The sequence below is a fragment of the Gracilibacillus ureilyticus genome (assembly GCF_900111195.1).
GTDB lineage: Bacteria > Bacillota > Bacilli > Bacillales > Amphibacillaceae > Gracilibacillus > Gracilibacillus ureilyticus.
This window is the reverse complement of the sequence record NZ_FOGL01000015.1, coordinates 8,639-25,100: the sequence shown is the minus strand read 5'-3', so window position 1 is coordinate 25,100 and position 16,462 is coordinate 8,639. Positions and strand designations below refer to the sequence as shown.

The window sequence follows — 16,462 nt, the reverse complement described above, 5'->3', positions numbered from 1 at the left end:
TAAAAAATGAGAGCCATGGCTTTCGCACGGGCTCTGAATGACTTCGTGTCTGAAAAATTAAGAGCCATGACTTTCGCATGGGCTCTGAATTTCTTCGCATCTAAAATAATTGTTCTCATGGCATTCGGAGCAGTTCTAATGCTGCAACGCCCCCCCTCCGCTACGCGACCTCTAATTTATGTTAGCATGATAAAGGTTAACTCAGCGGTCAAATCACCAACTGAATAATCTTCTCACACCACTCCCGATTTTCGCCCGATAAGTTTCATGAATTACAATCATCAAGACAATTATCCCGAAAATATTATAACTGCTCATCACGATCACCTCCTCCCACCCATCATTCTTTTACAAAAATCGCACTGCCGGTAATCTCCACATCCATCGTATTCTTCACTCTAGTTACTTTAACAGAAACCCGTCCATCTCTCGCAATTTCCTGTCCCTGTTCCACAGTTAGATGAATAGAATCACTAATTTCCTGGATGTATGTTGCATAATATGCCCCCATTACGCCGGAAGCAGTCCCTGTCACCGCATCCTCCACTGTACCGGAATAGGGTGAAGAAAAGTGCCGGGCATGCATATCCGCTTCTGCATCAAAAGTTTCCTGACAAAATGGATGCACCGATGCTTTCGGCATTTCTTTTAAAATATCGGGAAAATCCTTATTGTGCGGTTTCATTTTCTGAAAAGAGCTTAATTTCTTTATCGGAATTAATAATGTCCATGTACCTGTACTTCCATAAACAACTGGCAGATTATGATCAAGATCATTTTCCGTTAACCCAATCGACCTCGCTAAATCCTTTAATGACCCATTAAATGGCTTAAATTTGGGAGAAGCTTGTTTCATAGTAATCCTCGGACCATCCTCAGACATTTTAATGGTTACTGGCAGAATCCCTGCCTTTGTTTCTATTTGGAGAGTTTCCTTATTGCCGAGCAGGCCTAGCATTTTTAATGCATAAACAGTAGCCATCGTCGCATGCCCGCATAAATTCATTTCATGACCTGGTGTAAAAAAGCGGATTCTCAAATCAGCTGTTTCTGACTTCACAACAAAAGCAGTCTCATTAAAACCCACCTTAAATGCCACCCTTTGCATGTCATCTTCTGTTAATTCATCGCCATTTAAAACTACCCCGGCAGGATTCCCTTTATCCGGGATACTGCTAAATGCGTCATAATGATATACTTTTATTCGATTCATCTCCCGCTCTCCTTATATTTCATTTAAAAATCCAGGTGTAAACAATCTGTAAAAGCCCTATCGCAATTGCAATACAGGGCCCCACAAGCAGAATTCCAATTAACAAAGAGCGGAAAATATTCCATAAGGAAGTTCTGCTTTCACTATCGATATCATCCAGTTTCCAGTTCATTTCATTTAATTTCTGGTTTACCATTTTCAATTCATTTAATATTTGAGTTTCTGTATTCTTCTCCATGTAAAAACACTCCGTTAGTCTTAATAATCTTTATAAGAACTTGCATCTTTCAAAGGATTACCATTAGGAAAAGTCCCCTAACCTTTTCCCCATATCGCCTTTGTATAGGCAATTTTCATACCAGCTCTTTCCATATTGTTCTGACTGACAGAGCCGAATTGTGCCTGCCCTGTGATTAAATGACAATTTTCACTAAAAGCCTGAATCATACGCTTTCTAATTAATGAGCTCTGAACTCCTCTTTGCCTAAACTCAGGTAAAGTTGTAGCAGCTGCAAGCGAAGCAATACCTTCTTTTCTGAACATAACTCCAATGCCGGAAGGTTCGTTTTCAATAAAGGCAAGATAAAAAGTCCAGCAGTCACTGTTGTAAAGGACCTGATTATTCTGTGCCACTCCACTTTTCAAAAATGCAGGCATTGCAAACCCCTTCGTATAAATCTCCGCAAAAATATCAAACTCATTTTCTCTTAATTCACGAATGGAGATTTTCGAATTCATTTCTTCTATTCGATCACAGTAGTTTGTTTTATACAAAACCGTATGAAACCCCAGCTGATAACAGCCTGATCGATGCAAGTATGTAAACAATTCTGGAGAAGCATTAGCTGGTGATATCTCAAACCGGACCGGAATCTCTTTTTGTTTATAAAAGTCGATAATTTGCTCTATAAAGGGTTCATCACCTGCTTGTAATCCTTTAACAGTATTGAAGGAAGGACCTGGGATGTTTTTAACAGAAAAGGCTGAAGCATTGCCAAATAACTTGACCTCCACCCCCATCGGATTACCTTCCATCTTTTTGATGGACGTAAGCCGGGAGGTCAGTAAATCAATTTCCGACTTTTCAAGTTTTTCTGCCAGTATTTTAGTCACAACCACCGCTAACACCTCCCTATCAGTTATTTTGTGAATGACTCTTTTTTTGTCTAATTACATCCTATTCTAACATAATATTCCAATAAAATTGTATACAAAAAAGACAATCGTATATTTGTGATTGTCTTTTACTTGCTTTTAAAATAGTAGGAATGCAAAATTAATGCGAGTATGTATTCCGGCTTGTCTTCTTTTGTATCGATAACTTGAATTCCGCTCACTAGATGATTACGTTTCAATGAACCGACTGACTCTTCATTGTGAGTCAGATTTATTGTCGAGGTAACAGTCGAAGCAGAAGAAATATACGATTGCTCACCAAATCTCACCTCAAGTGCCTCTTTTAATTTTGCCGTATTTTTCAGATTGATAAGTGTCCTCGCTTCTCCCACATGCTCGTCATTTTTGTAAATCCTCCATCGTTCCTGCTGTGTAAACCACTTTTGCCGATACCAGCGTACTTCAAAAGCATCCCCATCAATTTGAACTTTCATTGACAGATACCAGTTTGAACCGAAAATGTCGCTAACTGCATATTGCCATTTCTTCTCAAAATACCGGTCAATATAGCCCCTCTTTTCCGTTCCTTTAAACAGCGGCTTTTGAATCAGCAGCATTTTTTGCACATTATAAAATGACCAGCCTGTAATTCCATCAGGCTGATATTCCCGTTCTTTTACTGCAAATCTTTTACAGACGACTAACAAAATGATAGATGCGATCGGAAATAGAAAAGTCATCGCAAAGATTTCGGGCTCAAATGCATCGAAAACGAGATAACGAGCAAGCAATGTGAGCAGGATTAAAATAAAGAGTAAGTTTAAATGTATCATTCCATTTCACCTCTATAATACATACGAAGTTTTCCTTTGAAATGTTTCAACTAATTCTAGGACACTGTTAGGCTGAACCTTTCATTATCAATGATTTCACTAATAATCTCCTTAACTGACATTTCACTATTCTCAAGGATATATTGCTTATCTATACCAGACTCCATAAATTCGTCAGCGAGGATTATGCACCTCTCCCCCATTTGCTATTCTTCTTTTCTCATGCTGTCTCTTTTCAACAATGTCTCCTTGTTTGTCCATAGAACCACATATTGAACGTTAATATGTAAATCGAGCAGATGCTCATACATCCATTTTGCTTCAGTCGGAAATGTCACATAGTCAACCACCACGTCATTCCCGTACTTAAGAAAATTTCTAGTTAAACTTAAAATGTTATCCCATATTAGTGAGATTTCCGCTTGACTCTCCCACGGTTTCTGCCGGCCACTTTTATGCATATGCGATACATCATCACCGGAAATATAGGCACTAAACGGCAGCTTTTTGCAAAGTTCGAGCGATGTAGTTGTTTTCCCAACACCAGCCGGACCGGAAATAATGTAGACCGTATGCTTTTTCAGTTTGATCTCCCCCTTGTCAATTACTAATCACTCTCTATTTCCACATTAACTTACTATGGTAAAATCACCTATATATCGTTAACAATAACCTCAAATATTTCTGTATAAATATCCTTAATATTCGACTCAGTCTCTTCATAATTGTTCAGGCTAAATCCCCACATTCTACTTTTGTCGGAGGAATAAAAGCCTGCAGCGTATTCTATTTCTATATCAGGGATTTCATCATAACCTATATCTTCATTGGTGAAAGGCACATAAGACTTTTTTGTACCGATGAAAAAATACGGAATCTCTGTTTCTTTATATTTCTTCACATTTTTTTCAAGAGAAGCTTCGGGAAGAAATTCTTCCATAATAAATATGGCGTCAAGTTTTTGCAGAACAGACTTCTTCTCTAAATCTGAAAAAGTAACGGTACTAAAAGCTATGTTATTTTCTCTAACCTCCGGAATTTTCCCTATCACTCCGATTTCCAAATCATCTCCTACATATACTTCCTTTTCATTCAGTACATTGCAGCCAACTAAAAATGAAAGGAATAATACTGCAACTAGAACATTACTTACTTTCATACAACTCTCCTAACATTCTATTCTCACGTTAATTCAGATAAAAAACCGCTATCTCCGGATAACAATTGATGCGTACCGGGATTTTTACTGTGCCTATCCCCCTTGTGATGAAAAAGTATTGATTATTATTTAGTTTCCGTAACCCGATATGGAATTGTTTATAGGAACCAACTGTTTTATTAAATAATCTCACTTGTCCGCCATGTGTATGACCAGTCAGCAAAAGGTTAAATTTCAAATTATGATTTTTAAGATAAGTAATAATATTAGGTGAATGAGCTAGATAAAAGGTTAGATCACTACTTGATAATGGATTATCAGTGTATTTCTCATTTCCGTAGACAGAATTATCGAATCCATATACCGATAAGGTAACATTATTTAAATTAATTAAATCCCCCTTATTTTCCAAAACGGTCATATACTGTTCTAAACTTTCTCTGTTATCCATATATTCTTTACTCTGAATGCTTCTTTTACGCAACATTTTCAAGGTTTCTCTTTCATAATTTCCTGGTGTGAAATAAATTTTCGTTCCACTATCTTTTATTTTTATCACTTCGTTAATTATCGAAGTAAGCTGGTTCTTACGATTCGTAAGGTCCCCAGTGATAAAAACAATATCAGGTTTATATTCTAAAATAATTTTTGATAAACTGCCATTCAAGAAGTGAGTTTTCCCATGCAAATCAGAAATATGGATAGCTGTTACCTTATTAGACAGATTAAATGAAAGAGAATGCATAGAAACTTTTACATAATTGGTATGAATGATCAGGAAGCCAATTATTATAAAAACGATCCAATAAAATATAGTCATTATTTCTTCTCTCCAGTATTGTTTTTGGCACCAATAAATTTCATTCATTTTATTAAATCAAATAAAACAGGTACTTGTTTAGCCAAAACTTCTTCATCTGTTCTCCATTCAAACTTCGGGCCAACTCCGCCATATTCTAGAGAAGTGATCCATGGCTCCTGACAGTAACCTGTTTTTATTTGCTGAATTACCCATTTAGCAAGCTCCCAATCTTCCTCACTCATTGGCATGCTGTCTCTTAATCGACCCTTTTGATCTGGTTGGACCCCGGTTATATGGAGTTCCTTTAACCTATCCAATGGGAGACTAGAAATATATTCCCTAACATTTAATCCGAGACATTTTGACGTCATTTGTGCATGGGCAGTATCCAGCAATAATCCACAGCCTGTCTCTTTTACAATTTTACTTAAAATTTCCGGATCTATAATTGGCTTCAGCATATTTTCATTTATACCTCTGCATATGACATTCTCGATAATAATATTTTCTGCTCCAAATCTATCAATAACCACTCCCAAATCATCCAGTGTTGCTTGCACGATTTGATTAATTTCGGAAGGATTTGTTGTGAAAATATCAACTTCAGGATAATCTTTGACATAGGCAACGGCATGTACGTTAACAAACGGTGTAGCCGTATATTTTCTTAAAGCTTCTATCTTCTCCCAATCGACTTTATTCAATTTACAGTTGCCGGCATTTAATCCAAAATGGACATAACAAGGCCTTAGTTGTTCTGCTCTATAAATCAATTCCTTGCTAAAATCCGGACATTTAAACATGTCTATTTCAATCATAGAATCTCTGACTAATCTTTCAATTTCCAATGAATAATTTACAGCAAGTTTCAAAGCTTCACCCCATTATCACGTATCCTTAACTATTAAATGTTGCACATAATTAATGTATTATGACCGAACACACCGTGAGTTGAACTAATTTACTTAACAGGAATATAGATTTCCAGCTCACTGTCAGGGGAACCAGGATCAAAATTATCACCATATAATTCAATAATCCAATCCCTGTCATGACTGTATCCGTTCTCAATAATCCAGGCACTAATCTTGTCATATGATTTTCCGATGGTGGCCATTTCTCCTATATGTGTTAAACGAGCATATTTACGAGAAGGGATAATTTTGCGCGCCATACCTTCAGGCACAATTGTTGTATTATCAACAACTGCTGTTGCATAATATGTTCCTATTATTTCCGCTCCAGGCTTGTCACCAGGTTCATACAATGCTGCTGTTTGTTTAACTTTATCCTGCAGTTCATTAAGTCTATTATGCAAGATGTCAAATGTCTTTGGTATCTCAATTGGGTAATCCTTAAACGCGCAGGAATTTTTTATACCAATGCAATTAAATTCTTTTAAAACTACTTCAGTATTCATTTCACAAATCCTCCAATCGTTTATATCAACATAAATAAATGTTCGATACAATCACTGTATATCCTCTATTTTAGAGTCTGTTTTCACGAAAAAAGGTGAACATAATCCAATGAGGATAATCATTATTAATTACTCCTGCTTTCTTTTTCCACTATCATTTTTAACAACATTACTGTATCGCCTGTCTCTATTATTCTCTCAATTGATTTCTCGTCCTTTAAATCAGTATTACTCATTGAATTATCCTCTGTTTCCCGATAAATTGCTAATAAGATTTCTTTTCCTATTTCTATCTCTGTTTTCTCCTCCCCGATCGCGTAATCCCATGTGTTCATCCTATTATTTGCTTGGAGGCTCAGCTCCTCAGGCCCGAATTTTACACCAGGTGCATAAAAAAACAGCCTGGATTCCTCCGTATTTGCATCTAATATTCCTAACCCCATTTTTCCTTCTTCCACTTTATCCGGGCTGTTACTGAAGGAAAATTCCAGCTTAGGCTCGGGAATTTTTTCGCCATCTTTGTATCTTTCCACCCAAACAGTTATCCAGCTTTTATCCGCATCAGGTAAGTAAAAATCGAAGTCAAATATAATTCCCAAATTTAAGTCATTAAAAGTCTGCTCATAAACAGAATCTTTGCTAATCTTTATTGTTGGTTTATGCCTCTCCTGTGCTGAACAACCTACCATAACGATAAAAATAATCAACAGCAAAACAGCATTAATTTTTCTCAAGTTTTCATCATCCTCTATTTTCTACTTTTAAGAAATGCCTTACCTTAGACGATTCTCCAAAGATTCAATGGCCAGTTTTAGTGCAGTCAAGCGACGCTCATTTAATGTTTTTTGAGGACTTCCTTCTTTTGCTTTTAAAATTTGTTTTTCAATAGATGGAATGATACCTTGCAGAACTTCAATAGAAGTCAGTACACTCTCTTCTTTATAGCAAAAATCTTCTCCATTCCAAGTGCCTTTTAAGCTTTCTAAACCCATTTTCACTGCATTTAGCCTCTTTTTGACAAGAGTTGTGTTTGAACCTTTTTCTATCGTACTTTTATGAGCATTCGTCAATTTATTAAAAGTTGACTCCAACGATTTAATGGACAAATCCTTGATTTCCTGGCTAATCGCTTTCATATTCAACCCTCACTTATCGTTTCTGAATAAGTTGCTAAACAATGGGATCACATACAACAATTATATTTAACACTCAATCTATAAAAAATCACTTTCCTAAAAACTCTGCGATGTCTCCTGAAACAACTGCTGTATCCCATGGATGCCAGTAATAATTTTCTCCGTCATAGCTTAAATACTGTTGATAAGCAAACGCGTCCCCTGTATAAAAAACCATTGAATACCTATCCGGATCACCATTTTTCGTCTTTGGCTCATAGACAGGATTCTTCTCACTATTTACTAGCAGATCCAGAAATTCATTCATCTTTTCGGCATTAGAAATACTAGAAATTATTACATTATTCTGTTCCTGGTAAATCTCAATCTTTTCCACTTCCTCCATTACTATGTCTTCAAAATGCCATTGATAGTCAAAGGAATTTTGTGAATAATAAAGCTTATACCCATTAATAGAGTAATCCGATGGTACAGCTAACATTCCGGATATACCTTTCACTTCATAAATATCCGTTCCTTTATCAAGATATGCCGCATCGCCATTTCTCGTCTGATAAGAAGGATTGGAGACATTTTCATTCACATTAAACTGTACTTCTCCAACTTTTTCTCCAATAAATTGTTCATCAGTAATGACAGCAGAGTGGATGCCGCTATACTCCTGATCGTCCCATTTGAGAAAATCCACCCAGTCAATAATTGTATTGGAATGAGTTGAGCCTGAGTTGTTTCCACCAGAAATTTGGCATCCAGCCAGTAACAGGAAGCTTATCAGCAATAGCCCTAATCTTTTCATAAAAACCACCTTTTTACACCATTAGTCGGCCTTCCCTGAAATAAGTTACAGCACTACACAGCAGTTCGCCTTCTTTTAAAGAAAACAAAATATAACAAAAGAAATATCGAAAATGCAATAACTTCAAGTGAAAGAATATACCATGGATAAGGACCCAGGAAATCTATGATACTGGCATTGCTAGGTTTTCTCGCTAGAAACATATAGTTGGAACCGATCATTTTATTAACGATAAAAACAAAAAACGCCATGATATTTAGAACTACAAATGCTTTAATTACAGATCTAAATGATGGTTTATATTCTTCAATCCAGATCATATAAAAACATGCGAGAACGATCGCGATATGTGCAAGAAAAAATTGAAAAAATCGCAAATGTGGAAAACCGAAAAAAAGCTCTGGTGTCAGAATAGCTATAAACGCACCTGTCATACTTACAAAGAAAGATACTTCGAAAACTCTGTAACTCCTTGTCAGTAACATAATGGTACATAAATACAGTGAAATGGAACATAGTTGAAAAGGTAAATTGATAACCACATCCCACCTGTCATGCAACAAATACCATAAATGAAAGAAGATCTCTCCTAAAAGCAAAAAAGCAATCAGACTATATTTCACCAGACGCTTATATTTTTTCCTTATTGGATCCCTGAAGAAATACATAAAAACCAATAACACTAATGTAAGCAGGATCATAAACAGATGGGAAAGGGAGAACGCCTGAAATGGAAAATCCGCCTGATTAAAACTAATAAGCTGCTCCATATATCTAACTCCTTCATGAATCAGACTTCCTTCTTTTCAGTTTACCTAAACCTTCACTACTTTTCCATATAATCCCTCAATCAATTAAAAAAAAGCTTTGATCCAATCAGATCAAAGCACAGATTAATGAATCATATTGTCGTCTTTCACGTCGATATACAAAGAACCATCCTTTTGAACCTCTGCATAAAAAACTTCGGAAATATTATTAATTCCGTTATTATCCAACTGCTGGGTTAACCAGTTATCATCAAGGTTTAACCGCTTGAGATTATTGAGAATGATATTCCCGTCACTTATTACTTGTGTTGCTGAAGGATTAACTGATGGAGTTTGTTGTATATTCAAATCACCTTTCGTTGCAGGTTGTTTGTCAATTTTCTTTAAAACAGATAGTTGTCCGCTTGTTTCGAATACTGCATAATCTACATCTTTCAGGGAAAATACACCCTTTTGACGAAGCAATGCATTTAATGAATCCATATCTAGTCTGGTTGATCGCAGTGAATTTTCCATAATTTTGCCTTCTTTGATGACGATAATTGGCTCACCGGTTGTTAACTTACGGGCTTTTTTTGATTTTATATCAATAAATCCCATCGCAATCGTAAAGACAGCCCAGCCAGCCAGTGCAATTATTCCATTACGGATACTTAAGTTTTGACTAATAGCAAGATTGGCTGTAATGGAACCAATCGCGATTGCCGAAACAAAATTAAAAAAAGTCATCTGACTAATTTCTTTTCTTCCCATTGTTCTTGCAAGTGCGAAGAGAACAACAAAGGCAATCACTATTCTTAAGAGCAGTTCAGGGATTGTCATTTTCTCACCACCTCCAATCGTTCTTTTCTCCTAGTATGCTCGTTACATCTCGGATTTATGAAATAGAGTGGGTAATGAATATTTTTGATCAATCTACAAATACTCTCTATGTATATCGCTTCGGCAAGGAGTAATCTTATGAGATTTAAGGAAACAGTAAGGAGGGTCTTTATGGGAGTATTAAGTGGAAATCCGGCAAATGAGCCAATGCACTATGGTGAAGTTTTTGCAACATGGTCATATCTTCTCACAGCTAAAGGATTGGTGGCAGGATTCCAAACGAAATTAAACCATGCTGGTGATGACGATCTTAAAAAATTATTGCAGGAAGCAATTGATGGAAGCCAACAGGAAATTAAGCAGATTGAAACATTGTTAAAAGAGAATGGAATTGGATTACCTCCAACCCCTGCTGAGCGTCCTAATACACGTTTAGAGGACATTCCAGCAGGAGCACGTTTTCTCGATCCGGAAATAGCCGCTTCATTATCTGCATCGATTGCCGCTGGATTAGTTGCATGCAGCCAAATTATGGGCCAATCGATTCGTGAAGATATTGCAATGATGTTCGGCCAGTTTCATACATCAAAAGCAACATTGGGCGGAAAAGTCCTTCGATTGAACAAAGAAAAAGGCTGGTTAATACCTCCTCCATTGCATTATAATAATGCGGAAGAATGCTAATATAGAAGGAACAGATATTTTTCTGTTCCTTTTTACTGTTCCGCGATTTCAAACATCAACATCCACATACTACTATCCTGAAATAGCCTTCTTAACAATTTCTTTATCATCAAAATATATTGTCTTATCATTCAGTATTTGATATGTTTCATGACCCTTACCAGCAATTAATACAATATCATCCCTTGCAGCTGTCTTTACTGCCTCATATATAGCTTCTTCACGATCTTCTATTATTTTATACTCCATTAACTTACTTTGATTTATTCCTTTTTCTATATCTTTTAAAATACTCGTTGGCTCTTCAGATCGTGGATTGTCAGAGGTAACAATTACTATGTCACTATAGCTACTTGCAATTTGACCCATAATAGACCTTTTCTTCTTATCACGATCGCCTCCACATCCGAATACAGTAATAACTCTACCATTAGAAAAATCCATAATGGACTTCAGGACATTTTCTAATGCATCCGGGGTATGAGCATAGTCAACTAGAATTGAAAATTCCTGACCTTCATCCACTATTTCCATTCTTCCATCAATACTTGTTAAGGAAGCGAGACTCTCTTTAATAGAAGTTAGTGGAATGCCCTCAATCAGTGTAGCAGTTATACTTGCTAGTGCATTGTACACATTAAATATTCCGACTAATTGAATATCCATGTTGATGTCCCCTTTAAATGAAGTTACATCAAAATTTGTTCCGTTGGACGTCATGTTGATATTTCTTGCTATTACATCAGCATTGCTTTTAACTCCATAGGTTATTACTTCTGCTGCAGCAACCTTCTTAAAATAATGAAAAGTTGCATCATCTGCATTCAGTACAGCGAATTTCCTTTCATTGTGATTAAAACTGCTTCCGAGATTGGAAAACAACAGTCCTTTGGTATTTCTATAATTTTCAAAAGTCCCATGGTAGTCCAGATGATCTTGAGTAAGATTGGTAAATATAGCAGTTTTAAAGTTGCATCCCAGCACCCTTTTCATATCTAAGCCTTGAGATGTAACTTCCATTACACAATAATCTGTAAGCGAATCACTCATTTTCCGTAAGTTTTTTTGCAATATGGGCGATTCCTGGGTATTAATATCTGTCGGATATAAATTATCGTTCATTTTCACCCCATTATTACCCATCAGACCTGTTTGGTAACCATAGTCAGATAAGATTTTTTCAATGATATAAGATGTTGTTGTTTTCCCATTCGTTCCAGTAATACCTATAAGCTGTAGCTCGTTGGATGGATACGTGAAAAAGTGTGAAGAGATAATAGACATCGCATATCGGGCATCATTAACAAATATCTTCGGCACATCAATTTCTACATCTCGTTCGAGAACCAGGGCTACTGCACCATTCTTCACTGCATCCTCCGCATAAGAATGGCGGTCTTTTAGAAACCCTTTAATTTCAGGAACACAAATGAACAAATTACCTTTTTCAATCTTTCTGGAGTCCATTTGTATGCCAGTAATTTCTGTTTCCATATTGCCCATTGTACATTTAACAAGCAAAAGCTCCGCAAGTTGCCTTAGTTTCAATATCTATCACCTCTTGTTTTTCAGTAATGATAACTATTGTTCAAAAGTGACATGCTTACATCCAGTTACTTTCCCAGATAATAATTCCTCCATCTTCCATAATGTTACTTCTACCGCTGTCTCTATATACCCGACTATCTGGTTAAATGTGAAAACCTTAAGCTCTTCATCTAAATTCTTTGGGTCATATTCCATATCACCTAATACATATGGCAAGAACTGTACAACATCCGCAGACTTAACTTCATCCAGATCAATTATTTCAGGGGAATCGCTAAGCGTCTTTCTTAATTCATCTGTGAAAAGATAGTATTCCAGTAACTTTCCGTTCAACAAACGAAAATCCTGATGGTATAACTGATACAAGGCTTCATCTGCCTCCATCCGGTTCCTTAGCCAAGGCAGGTTAAATCCTTTTAACCAGATATTATCCGTAATTAAATGGGAGTAGTATCCTAATACATATTGATTCTTATTAATAGCTTCTGTCCTATATTTCTTCAAAAATCCTTCATGGTCAATATATCTGGTAAAATCCTTGATTTCTCCTGCATAAAAGTGTGATGCAGTTTTATCTTCAGGAGAAAAAACAGCATCTGGTGCAATATTTCCAAGCAAAAAGGGTGCCTTCTTTTCGATTGCCAAAGAATCCGCTACTCTCATTCCAACAATCAAATGCATGATTCGTGAGCCCATCCATTTTCCACCTCCCAAATATTATTAAAGCGTTATCATTTATTTCGTGTCTCTTCCGAAACCAGTTGCTTTGCCATTAAAAGATAGTGGAAGTGAGAAAATCCTGCTTGCTTTCCAGATACAACTCACCCAGTTCCTTTCTTCTTTGTTTTGCTTTTAGGTGCAGTTCAGTCTTTTTAATTCTGTTCTCTATCTCTTCATATTGCCTTCTGTCCTGATACTCCCATAATGCTGTTATTTCGTCTTTATTTTCATTCACCCATCTGCCAATTAATTTAACTCCATGACTCTTTTGATTCGGATACAGATAAGTATGGAAAAACTGATTAAATTCGTTTAATCTTTCGGGAAGTATCTTATAGGTTTTCCTTCTGTATATCATTCCTTAACGCCCTTCCCTACCGTTTTGGTAAACGCTTCCTTTTTAAACTTCCAAGCTTCATAAAAAGCCTCAACAGTTGCATATCTTCTCATCCGGTCTTCCTCTACAGCTTTCATTGCGACCTCATACAAACCAAGATTTGCTTCCCATTTAGAAAATGAACGATCTAGTTCACCGCCAAGTAAGCAAAACGCCATTGCACCAAGATTGAATACATTCGTTTTTGAATCAATTGGAGCACCAAGTTCATACTCTTCAGGAGATTTGAGGCGGGTAGATCCCCAAAAATACGTACCAATATCATTAATTGCAGGTTTTTTTCTGTAAAAATCGATATCGCACAGTTTGATTTCATCTTTTTGAAAATTGTAAAGAATACTGCCATCATAAAAGTCGACAGCGACATATTTATTTGCTTCCACATGATTGTGAAAATTATAAATTGCATCAAGTGCCTTCAATCTTTTTTCAGTATCCAAACGCTTAAATCGGTAATACGGTGACATAGGATTATTGTATTTCGCTTTCCCTCCAAAGGACCAGTGTGAATGTAAACATTCCCCGTCAAACCAATCAAACACTAATACATATCCGTTTTTAACTGAAAAATGGTCTAATAACTTTATTAAATGCGGATGTTTTAACGACTCATATACGGAAACGGCCTGAATCAGTCTGTCAACAGCATCTTCTTTATTTCCGGAAAACTCCATTGGCTGTGCTCCAGCATATTTAACAAAATATTTTTGTCCGTCCTTCTGCACACCAAAACTTATGTTTCCTGAATCTTGCTGATCAAAAACGCAAAACACTTCACCCATTTGCTTTAACCATTCAAAATCATGCGATGATTGTAAATAGAATTCAACCATATCAATTTTTATTTTTTCCAATTAATCATTCTCCTTATCAACAGGAATTACGCAGTTTACAGGGGAATGATACGTTTTCCCATTTAATAATTTTTTGCCCCTTCTAAATCGATCATCATTTTTCTCATAAAGATCGCCTCCTTTTGCCTATGTTATTGAAAATTATACCATCATTCCTTAAGTATTTGTTGGAAAAAATTAATAAATAATCCTAATTTTATGTTAATATAGTTACAATAATTTAAAGGGGGAGTTGAAATGAACAGCCAACAATTGAATGCAGATTTTTCACCAATTGCTGAAAGATACGATGAGACTAGAAATTTACCGAACGATATATTGAACGATTGCTATAATGAATTGGAAAAATCACAAATTCTTTCCCGGAATTTCAGCATATTGGATGCAGGTTGCGGAACAGGACAATTATCTATTCCATTAATCGAGCGAGGTTATCAAGTAACAGGGGTTGATCTATCAGATTCAATGCTGCAAATTGCCAGCGCAAAATGTATTGGCCAGAATAAAGCGGAGTTCATTGTTGCAGACGTTAGCTCATTGCCTTTTAAAGATGATTCATTTCATATGGTTGTCGTTTCAAAACTCTTTCAGCATGTCACTAAATGGCGCAATGCTATCGATGAATTAGTGAGAGTTCTGAAGCCCGGAGGATTTATTATATTAATTCAGGATAAGGGTGCATTTGGTAATACTGTCCGTAAGAAATTTGCCCATTTTTGTGATAATGAGGGATTTATTGATCGTTATTACGGCGCAAAATCACCGACGGAAATACACGAATACTTAATTAACTTTTCTACTTATGAACAATTAAAAACGGTTTATGCATGGAATAAGGAAATCACTTTCGGACAAGCTCTGCAGGAAATTAAGGACAGACTTTTTGCAGAATTCTGGAACATTCCTGATACCGATTATGAGAAATTGATTTTTCAGCTCGAAAATTGGGTGAATGACTTACCCGAAAAGAGGGACACGAAAGAAACACTTCAGTGTAAATTAGTAGTGGGTTGTTATAGAGTTCACTAAAAAAGGAACAGAAATTTGTTCCTTTTCTATAATGAATTATAAATCAAGATATAATACAGCTTCATCCCCCACCATTTCCCCAGTCATTGTGAAACCAACCGATTCATATAAATGGATGGCAACTTTGTTGGTTGGTTCTGTTGATATACGAATTCCCATTTCATTATAATTATTTTTAAAAAAAGTGATAAAATTTCTTAATGCAGATGCTCCATAACCTTTATTCTGATATGCCTCATCAATCATAAACCGCTCAATCCACCATGAATCCTTCGGGAATTCCTCATCAGCAGGATGGAAAACATACATTAAAAACCCAACCATCGTTTCTCCATCGTAGATACCGAGTGGATACCTCTCTCCATCTTCATAATGAACTTCAAGAAGCGAGTACCAGTTAGGAGCAACAAAATTGCTTTGTTCCTTTTTTACATTTAAATGAAAACATTCTTTGTAGTTATTTTTATCGATTTTCTTAAAATCTATATTCATCTTTATCCCTCTCCGCTTTTTTTATAATCTAGGTAAAGGCCTGATCAAAATTATACCATTATTTTACTAAAAAATATCGAATACATATTTCCCACCACATTATCCATAATAAAAATGATCACAGTTCAAGGAGGAATGAACATGGTAAATCATAATCAGCCAAACCCGGATGACCGTTCAGATAATGTGGAAAAATTACAACAAAAAGTACAAGATACCATTCAAAATATTGAAGCAGCACATGAAACAATGAAGTTCGCTTCAGGCGAAGAAAAAGAAAACATCATTGCTAAAAACCGTCGCAGAGAAGAAGCCATTGCCGGAATGAGAGCAGAAATCAAAGACGAAGCACACGACCAGCAGCAACAGTAGTATATTTTTATCTCCCCATCTTTTTGAAAAAGGCGTATGGAATTAGCGCATTCCATATGCCTTTCCTCCAGTGCGAACCGGTCACTAGCTATAACCCGCTATTAATGGATGACCGATTGAAGGATAGAGTTCTCAAATATATATAAGTGGGTGATCCAAACTTACACACTTTATTTGACAGACAAACCCTAAGAAGACGAGCAGACGTGCTAATTTTTGTTCTTTACTTTATGTACTTTCCTCTCTCTATTTGCAGCTTTCACTCTCTTCTTGCAACTTCCGCTCCCTTCTTGCAACTT

At 36.2% G+C, this 16,462-nt stretch carries 22 protein-coding genes; 3 read left to right on the top strand and 19 right to left on the bottom strand.

Features of this window, described 5'->3' with window-relative positions:
* Window positions 1-340 precede the first annotated feature (340 nt).
* The 14 genes from BMW36_RS14065 to BMW36_RS14000 all read right to left on the bottom strand — a co-directional run bounded on the left by BMW36_RS14065 (window position 341) and on the right by BMW36_RS14000 (window position 10,067).
* Entirely contained in the window at window positions 341-1,213 is an 873-nt protein-coding gene (locus tag BMW36_RS14065; protein WP_089742207.1) for a PhzF family phenazine biosynthesis isomerase, read from the bottom strand.
* A gap of 19 nt (window positions 1,214-1,232) precedes the next feature.
* Window positions 1,233-1,451, bottom strand: coding sequence for a hypothetical protein (locus BMW36_RS14060; RefSeq protein WP_089742204.1), 219 nt, complete (start codon window positions 1,449-1,451; stop codon window positions 1,233-1,235).
* A 77-nt stretch (window positions 1,452-1,528) separates the two neighbouring features.
* Window positions 1,529-2,332 (bottom strand): GNAT family N-acetyltransferase, encoded by an 804-nt coding sequence (locus tag BMW36_RS14055; RefSeq protein WP_245711692.1) that lies wholly within the window; start codon window positions 2,330-2,332, stop codon window positions 1,529-1,531.
* A 125-nt stretch (window positions 2,333-2,457) separates the two neighbouring features.
* A complete protein-coding gene (locus tag BMW36_RS14050) occupies window positions 2,458-3,162 on the bottom strand; it encodes a tubby C-terminal domain-like protein (RefSeq protein ID WP_089742201.1) in 705 nt (234 codons plus the stop codon).
* Window positions 3,163-3,368: 206 nt separating this feature from the next.
* On the bottom strand, window positions 3,369-3,722 hold the full coding sequence (locus tag BMW36_RS14045; protein ID WP_245711701.1) for a P-loop nucleotide/nucleoside kinase family protein: 354 nt from the start codon (window positions 3,720-3,722) through the stop codon (window positions 3,369-3,371).
* 92 nt (window positions 3,723-3,814) lie between these two features.
* Entirely contained in the window at window positions 3,815-4,321 is a 507-nt protein-coding gene (locus BMW36_RS14040; RefSeq protein WP_089742199.1) for a hypothetical protein, read from the bottom strand.
* 28 nt (window positions 4,322-4,349) lie between these two features.
* A complete protein-coding gene (locus tag BMW36_RS14035) occupies window positions 4,350-5,141 on the bottom strand; it encodes a metallophosphoesterase (protein ID WP_175480474.1) in 792 nt (263 codons plus the stop codon).
* A gap of 44 nt (window positions 5,142-5,185) precedes the next feature.
* Entirely contained in the window at window positions 5,186-5,995 is an 810-nt protein-coding gene (locus BMW36_RS14030) for a multinuclear nonheme iron-dependent oxidase (protein ID WP_089742194.1), read from the bottom strand.
* An 89-nt stretch (window positions 5,996-6,084) separates the two neighbouring features.
* Entirely contained in the window at window positions 6,085-6,543 is a 459-nt protein-coding gene (locus BMW36_RS14025) for a GyrI-like domain-containing protein (RefSeq protein ID WP_089742191.1), read from the bottom strand.
* 125 nt (window positions 6,544-6,668) lie between these two features.
* Window positions 6,669-7,277: a hypothetical protein gene (locus BMW36_RS14020; protein WP_089742189.1), complete on the bottom strand. Its 609-nt coding sequence runs from the start codon at window positions 7,275-7,277 to the stop codon at window positions 6,669-6,671.
* A 39-nt stretch (window positions 7,278-7,316) separates the two neighbouring features.
* The gene (locus tag BMW36_RS14015) at window positions 7,317-7,679 is read right to left on the bottom strand and encodes a hypothetical protein (RefSeq protein ID WP_089742187.1); all 363 of its coding nucleotides are present in this window, start codon (window positions 7,677-7,679) and stop codon (window positions 7,317-7,319) included.
* A gap of 88 nt (window positions 7,680-7,767) precedes the next feature.
* On the bottom strand, window positions 7,768-8,475 hold the full coding sequence (locus tag BMW36_RS14010) for a hypothetical protein (protein WP_089742184.1): 708 nt from the start codon (window positions 8,473-8,475) through the stop codon (window positions 7,768-7,770).
* A 53-nt stretch (window positions 8,476-8,528) separates the two neighbouring features.
* Window positions 8,529-9,245, bottom strand: a complete 717-nt coding sequence (locus tag BMW36_RS14005) for a YwaF family protein (RefSeq protein ID WP_089742182.1) — start codon at window positions 9,243-9,245, stop codon at window positions 8,529-8,531.
* Window positions 9,246-9,368: 123 nt separating this feature from the next.
* Window positions 9,369-10,067 carry a YetF domain-containing protein gene (locus BMW36_RS14000; protein ID WP_089742180.1) on the bottom strand — a complete coding sequence of 233 codons (699 nt, stop codon included), beginning with the start codon at window positions 10,065-10,067 and terminating at the stop codon, window positions 9,369-9,371.
* A 171-nt stretch (window positions 10,068-10,238) separates the two neighbouring features.
* Here BMW36_RS14000 and BMW36_RS13995 point away from each other — a divergent pair, with 171 nt between their 5' ends.
* Window positions 10,239-10,751 (top strand): DUF3231 family protein, encoded by a 513-nt coding sequence (locus BMW36_RS13995; protein WP_089742177.1) that lies wholly within the window; start codon window positions 10,239-10,241, stop codon window positions 10,749-10,751.
* Window positions 10,752-10,823: 72 nt separating this feature from the next.
* Here BMW36_RS13995 and BMW36_RS13990 read toward each other — a convergent pair whose 3' ends face one another.
* The 4 genes from BMW36_RS13990 to BMW36_RS13975 all read right to left on the bottom strand — a co-directional run bounded on the left by BMW36_RS13990 (window position 10,824) and on the right by BMW36_RS13975 (window position 14,249).
* On the bottom strand, window positions 10,824-12,299 hold the full coding sequence (locus BMW36_RS13990) for a UDP-N-acetylmuramoyl-L-alanyl-D-glutamate--2,6-diaminopimelate ligase (protein ID WP_089742175.1): 1,476 nt from the start codon (window positions 12,297-12,299) through the stop codon (window positions 10,824-10,826).
* A gap of 33 nt (window positions 12,300-12,332) precedes the next feature.
* Window positions 12,333-12,995 carry a zinc dependent phospholipase C family protein gene (locus tag BMW36_RS13985; RefSeq protein ID WP_089742173.1) on the bottom strand — a complete coding sequence of 221 codons (663 nt, stop codon included), beginning with the start codon at window positions 12,993-12,995 and terminating at the stop codon, window positions 12,333-12,335.
* A gap of 76 nt (window positions 12,996-13,071) precedes the next feature.
* Window positions 13,072-13,377: an NIPSNAP family protein gene (locus BMW36_RS13980; protein ID WP_089742171.1), complete on the bottom strand. Its 306-nt coding sequence runs from the start codon at window positions 13,375-13,377 to the stop codon at window positions 13,072-13,074.
* Window positions 13,374-14,249, bottom strand: a complete 876-nt coding sequence (locus tag BMW36_RS13975; protein ID WP_089742404.1) for a protein kinase domain-containing protein — start codon at window positions 14,247-14,249, stop codon at window positions 13,374-13,376. Before BMW36_RS13975 ends, BMW36_RS13980 begins: the two co-directional genes overlap by 4 nt.
* A 258-nt stretch (window positions 14,250-14,507) precedes the next feature.
* Between BMW36_RS13975 and BMW36_RS13970 the strand changes: the two genes are divergently transcribed.
* The gene (locus BMW36_RS13970; protein WP_089742169.1) at window positions 14,508-15,299 is read left to right on the top strand and encodes a class I SAM-dependent methyltransferase; all 792 of its coding nucleotides are present in this window, start codon (window positions 14,508-14,510) and stop codon (window positions 15,297-15,299) included.
* Window positions 15,300-15,335: 36 nt separating this feature from the next.
* Here the strand turns inward: BMW36_RS13970 and BMW36_RS13965 are convergent, their stop codons facing one another.
* Window positions 15,336-15,791 carry a GNAT family N-acetyltransferase gene (locus BMW36_RS13965; protein ID WP_089742167.1) on the bottom strand — a complete coding sequence of 152 codons (456 nt, stop codon included), beginning with the start codon at window positions 15,789-15,791 and terminating at the stop codon, window positions 15,336-15,338.
* Window positions 15,792-15,932: 141 nt separating this feature from the next.
* Here BMW36_RS13965 and tlp point away from each other — a divergent pair, with 141 nt between their 5' ends.
* The gene (tlp, locus tag BMW36_RS13960; protein ID WP_089742165.1) at window positions 15,933-16,163 is read left to right on the top strand and encodes a small acid-soluble spore protein Tlp; all 231 of its coding nucleotides are present in this window, start codon (window positions 15,933-15,935) and stop codon (window positions 16,161-16,163) included.
* The last annotated feature ends 299 nt before the right edge of the window (window positions 16,164-16,462 follow it).